The sequence below is a fragment of the Advenella sp. genome (genome assembly GCF_052108595.1).
Classification (GTDB): domain Bacteria; phylum Pseudomonadota; class Gammaproteobacteria; order Burkholderiales; family Burkholderiaceae_B; genus Advenella.
In genome coordinates this window covers 1-3,896 of record NZ_JBQEAU010000187.1, presented here as the reverse complement: position 1 = coordinate 3,896, position 3,896 = coordinate 1, and the positions used below count along the sequence as shown (strand labels likewise).

The window sequence follows — 3,896 nt, the reverse complement described above, 5'->3', positions numbered from 1 at the left end:
GCGCGCTTCGATATCGGCCAGGTTCCTGACTGGCGCCGCTTCGGCCAGATGGGCATAACGATTGGGCGTAGCCGGCGCACTGCCCCGCTCTATGGTTTCCACCATGGTGTTCCATGCCTGGCAATGCGGACATTGTCCCTGCCACTTGGCGCTGACGCCACCGCACTCCTGACACACATATACCGTTTTTGCTTTTGCCATACTGCGCCTGATTCCCACTGCCCTGCAAGGGCTGTCATTAAATGAATAAACTGCTTGTACAGCCACGTTACCGTCGCTGAATGAATGATAAATACGGCTGCTGGCGATTGCTGCAGAACAGGTTGCGAACCGCGCCCATCGAGGTCTTTAGCCAGGATCCTTGAAAAGAGACCCAACGCCGCCTTGTCAGGAAGGCCCCTATAGGGATGCGCCGCCGTCTACGCCCAGATTCTGGCCGGTAATATAGGCCGCTTCGTCGGAGAGCAAAAAGGCCACGGCGGCCGCAACTTCTTCCGGACGTCCAAGGCGCTTCATGGGCACGCGCGTGAGCAGTTGTTTTTCTTCTTCGCTGCCGGTCGGCTGCCCCTTGCGGAAAAATTCAGTTTCAATGGGACCGGGCGAGACGGCATTGACGGTGATGCCATATTCAGCCAATTCCAGCGCCCAGGTTTTGGTACAGCCGATCAAGGCCGCCTTCGAGGCCGAATAGCTGGTGCGCCCGGCCTTGCCGCCTGCCGCACGACTGGCAATATTGACAATCCGCCCCTCGCGTCGTACTTTCATTGACTCGACAAACGCCTGCGTCACCTGTACAGCCGCACGCAAATTGACATCATAGGACTGATACAGCGAAGACAAATTGACTTCGCCCAGGTTTTCCGCCAGCACGATGCCCGCGTTGTTGACCACCGCATCTACCGGGTATTTCTCGCGTATCATGCGCAGCATTTCTTCGGTATGGCCGGCGTCGTTCAGATCGCATTGATACAGAAAACCCGGGAAATCAATATCACTGACCTGTCGGGCAATACCCACCACATGGGCGCCGGCATCGCTCAGACGACGGGTAATGGCCCAGCCGATACCCTTGGTGGCACCAGTTACAAGAACGCACTTATTTTTCAACGGATTCTCCTGAGTATTGAACATGGACCGGAACGCGTTGCGCCAATGCGCATAGCAGTTCGTAGGCAATTGTACCCGCGGCGGCGGCAACCTCATCGATATGCGGGCCCTTATTGCCCCAGAGGGTTACCCAGTCACCCACGGTCGCATCGGGTATCGGATCCAGATCGACGGTGAGCATATCCATTGACACGCGACCCGCCAGTTGGGTTGCGACGCCGTTGACCCATGCCGGCGTACCCGACGGTGCGCTGCGCGGATAACCATCGGCATAGCCGCAGGCCACCACGCCAACGCGCATATCGCGCGTAGCGGTATAGGTTGACCCGTAACCCACGCTCTGCCCCTGCTTGACCTGCTGGATGGAAAGCAAACGCGCCTGCAGCGTCATGGTCTGATGCAGTCCGAACTCTTCGCCGGTGGTATTGGCAAAAGGCGAAGAGCCATAAAGGCAGATGCCGGGACGGACCCAGTTGTCTGCGGCGCTGACAGCAAGCTGTGGATACCGCAACACAGCGGCCGAGTTGCACAGACTGATGCTGCCTTGGCAATGGTCTATCGTATCGTGAAAGACCGTTGCCGGCACATCGACCGCACCCTGTGCGCCGTCGGCATCGGCAAAATGCGTCATGAAACCGATACGCCCCACCTTGCCCTGCTGCTGCAAGGCCAGCAGATCCTGATGCACTCGATCAAACTGCTGTGGCGCAAAGCCCAGCCGATTCATGCCTGTATTGATTTTCAGCAAAACGTCCAGTGGCGCAGCCAGGGTGCTGGCCTGCAGCATGCGGATCTGCTCAGGATGGTGAATGGTGCTGACCACCCGGTTCTTCTGCAGTTCCGGCAGGTCGCGCGTCTCGAAAAACCCTTCGAGCATAAGTAGCGGCCCCTGCCAGCCGGCCTCGCGGGCGCGTACCGTTTCCTGCAGATCCAGCATCGCCAGCCCGTCGGCCTGCGCAAAACCGCCAATGGCCGTTTCCAGCCCGTGGCCATAGGCATTGGCCTTGATAACGGCCCAGATATGCGTCGCGCCCCTCAGCGCCGGTTGCACACCGTCCGTAGTGGTTGCCGGGGCTTGCCGGGCATTGTCAAGGTACTGCCGGATAACGCTCAGATTGTGTGACATGGCCTGCTGTGATATCACTGCCCGGATGGGACGCGGCATGGTGTGGCTCCACTAGTCAATTTCATCGTACTTGAATGATCAGCGTAAATTATAATCATTGCATCACCACATTAGCGCGTATTCATGTCCGTCGATCATTATGAGAATTTCCCTGTAGCATCCATACTGCTGCCCCGGCGCCTGCGATCTGCGGTAACGGCCATTTATGCCTTTGCCCGACGCGCCGACGATATTGCCGACGAGGGTCAGGCCAGCGCCCAGGACCGTCTGGCCCAGCTCGATGCCTTTGACCAGGCCGTGGTTCAGATGCAGGCCAGACATTTTTCAGTCACGCATTTTGAAAACGTGCCCCAGTCCCTTTTTCTTGCCCTGCAACGCGAAATGCACCAGCACCAGTTGCCGGTCACGCCCCTGCGCGATCTGCTGGTCGCTTTCCGTCAGGACGTGCGGCACCGGCCGTTTCAGAACGACACGGACCTGCTCGATTACTGCCACTACTCTGCCAATCCGGTAGGTCGGTTGCTGCTGCATCTGTACCGCGTGACAGACCAGGCGTCGCTGCTGCAATCGGATCATATCTGTAGCGCCCTGCAACTGATTAACTTCTGGCAGGATATTGCGATCGATACACAACGCCATCGCTATTATCTGCCGGCCGAAAGGCTGGCAGCCCACGGCATGACTCATGCGGACCTTGATAAGCGGCAACTGAATCGGCGCTGGCCGCAGTTAATGCAGGAAAACACCGCGTTTGCACGTAAAATACTGCTTGCCGGTGCGCCGCTGTGTTCACGACTGCATGGCCGGCCAGGCCTGGAGCTGCGTATGATCGTCCAGGGTGGCATGCGCATACTGGAAAAAATTGACGCCGTTGCGGGCGACGTCTTTGACCACCGACCAACACTGAATAAAAAAGACTGGGCCCTGATTGCGTGGCGCAGCGTACGAAATAATTATTATGACACCTGACCAATATTGCCAAGAGAAAGCGGCGCGTAGCGGCTCGAGCTTTTACTACGCCTTTCTGTTTCTTCCTGCACAGCAGCGCCGGGCCATCACGGCCGTGTATGCGTTCTGCCGGGAGGTGGACGATGTTGTCGATGAATGCACCGATCCCTCTGTTGCCCGCATCAAGCTGGCCTGGTGGGGCAAGGAAATAAACAGTTTGTTCGAGGGTCGGGCCGAACACCCGGTGGCGCAGGCGTTGCAACCGCACCTGAGCCCATTCGGGCTGCGCGAAGAACAGTTCCAGGCCATTATCGACGGCATGCAAATGGATCTGGACCAGACCCGTTACATGGACTGGCCGGGCCTGCGCAAGTATTGCTGGCATGTGGCTGGCGTGGTGGGTCAGCTGTCGGCACAGATTTTTACCTACCAGAACGGCGAGACCCTGGCCTACGCCGAAAAGCTCGGCCTGGCATTGCAAATGACCAACATCATTCGCGATGTGGGCGATGACGCCCGGCGCGGACGGATCTATCTGCCGATTGATGACCTGCAAAAACATAATGTCAAGGCAGCCGATATCCTGAACAACCGGGAGACCGACGACTTTCGCGCATTGATGGCATTTCAGACGGCCCGCGCGCGCCAGCTGTACCAGGAAGCCGTTCAACTGCTGCACGAGCAGGACCGCCGGGCCCAGCGCCCCGGACTAATG

4 protein-coding genes and 1 pseudogene are annotated in these 3,896 nt (G+C 58.2%); 2 read left to right on the top strand and 3 right to left on the bottom strand.

The window, feature by feature from the left end; translation table 11 throughout:
* From ACTIKR_RS20385 to alr, 3 genes and pseudogenes are all read right to left on the bottom strand, one after another.
* Nucleotides 1-201: pseudogene (locus ACTIKR_RS20385) on the bottom strand (DNA repair protein RadA); the annotation flags it as partial.
* A 198-nt stretch (nt 202-399) separates the two neighbouring features.
* Nucleotides 400-1,107, bottom strand: coding sequence for an SDR family oxidoreductase (locus tag ACTIKR_RS20380; protein WP_442328873.1), 708 nt, complete (start codon nt 1,105-1,107; stop codon nt 400-402).
* Nucleotides 1,097-2,272: an alanine racemase gene (gene alr, locus ACTIKR_RS20375; RefSeq protein ID WP_442328872.1), complete on the bottom strand. Its 1,176-nt coding sequence runs from the start codon at nt 2,270-2,272 to the stop codon at nt 1,097-1,099. The genes ACTIKR_RS20380 and alr overlap by 11 nt, the downstream gene beginning before the upstream one ends.
* A gap of 84 nt (nt 2,273-2,356) precedes the next feature.
* On the opposite strand from alr, the gene hpnC reads away from it, so the two are divergent.
* Nucleotides 2,357-3,202, top strand: a complete 846-nt coding sequence (gene hpnC, locus ACTIKR_RS20370) for a squalene synthase HpnC (protein ID WP_193088515.1) — start codon at nt 2,357-2,359, stop codon at nt 3,200-3,202.
* On the top strand, nt 3,192-3,896 hold a 705-nt coding region (hpnD, locus tag ACTIKR_RS20365), incomplete at its 3' end, for a presqualene diphosphate synthase HpnD (RefSeq protein ID WP_442328871.1). The genes hpnC and hpnD, both read left to right, overlap by 11 nt.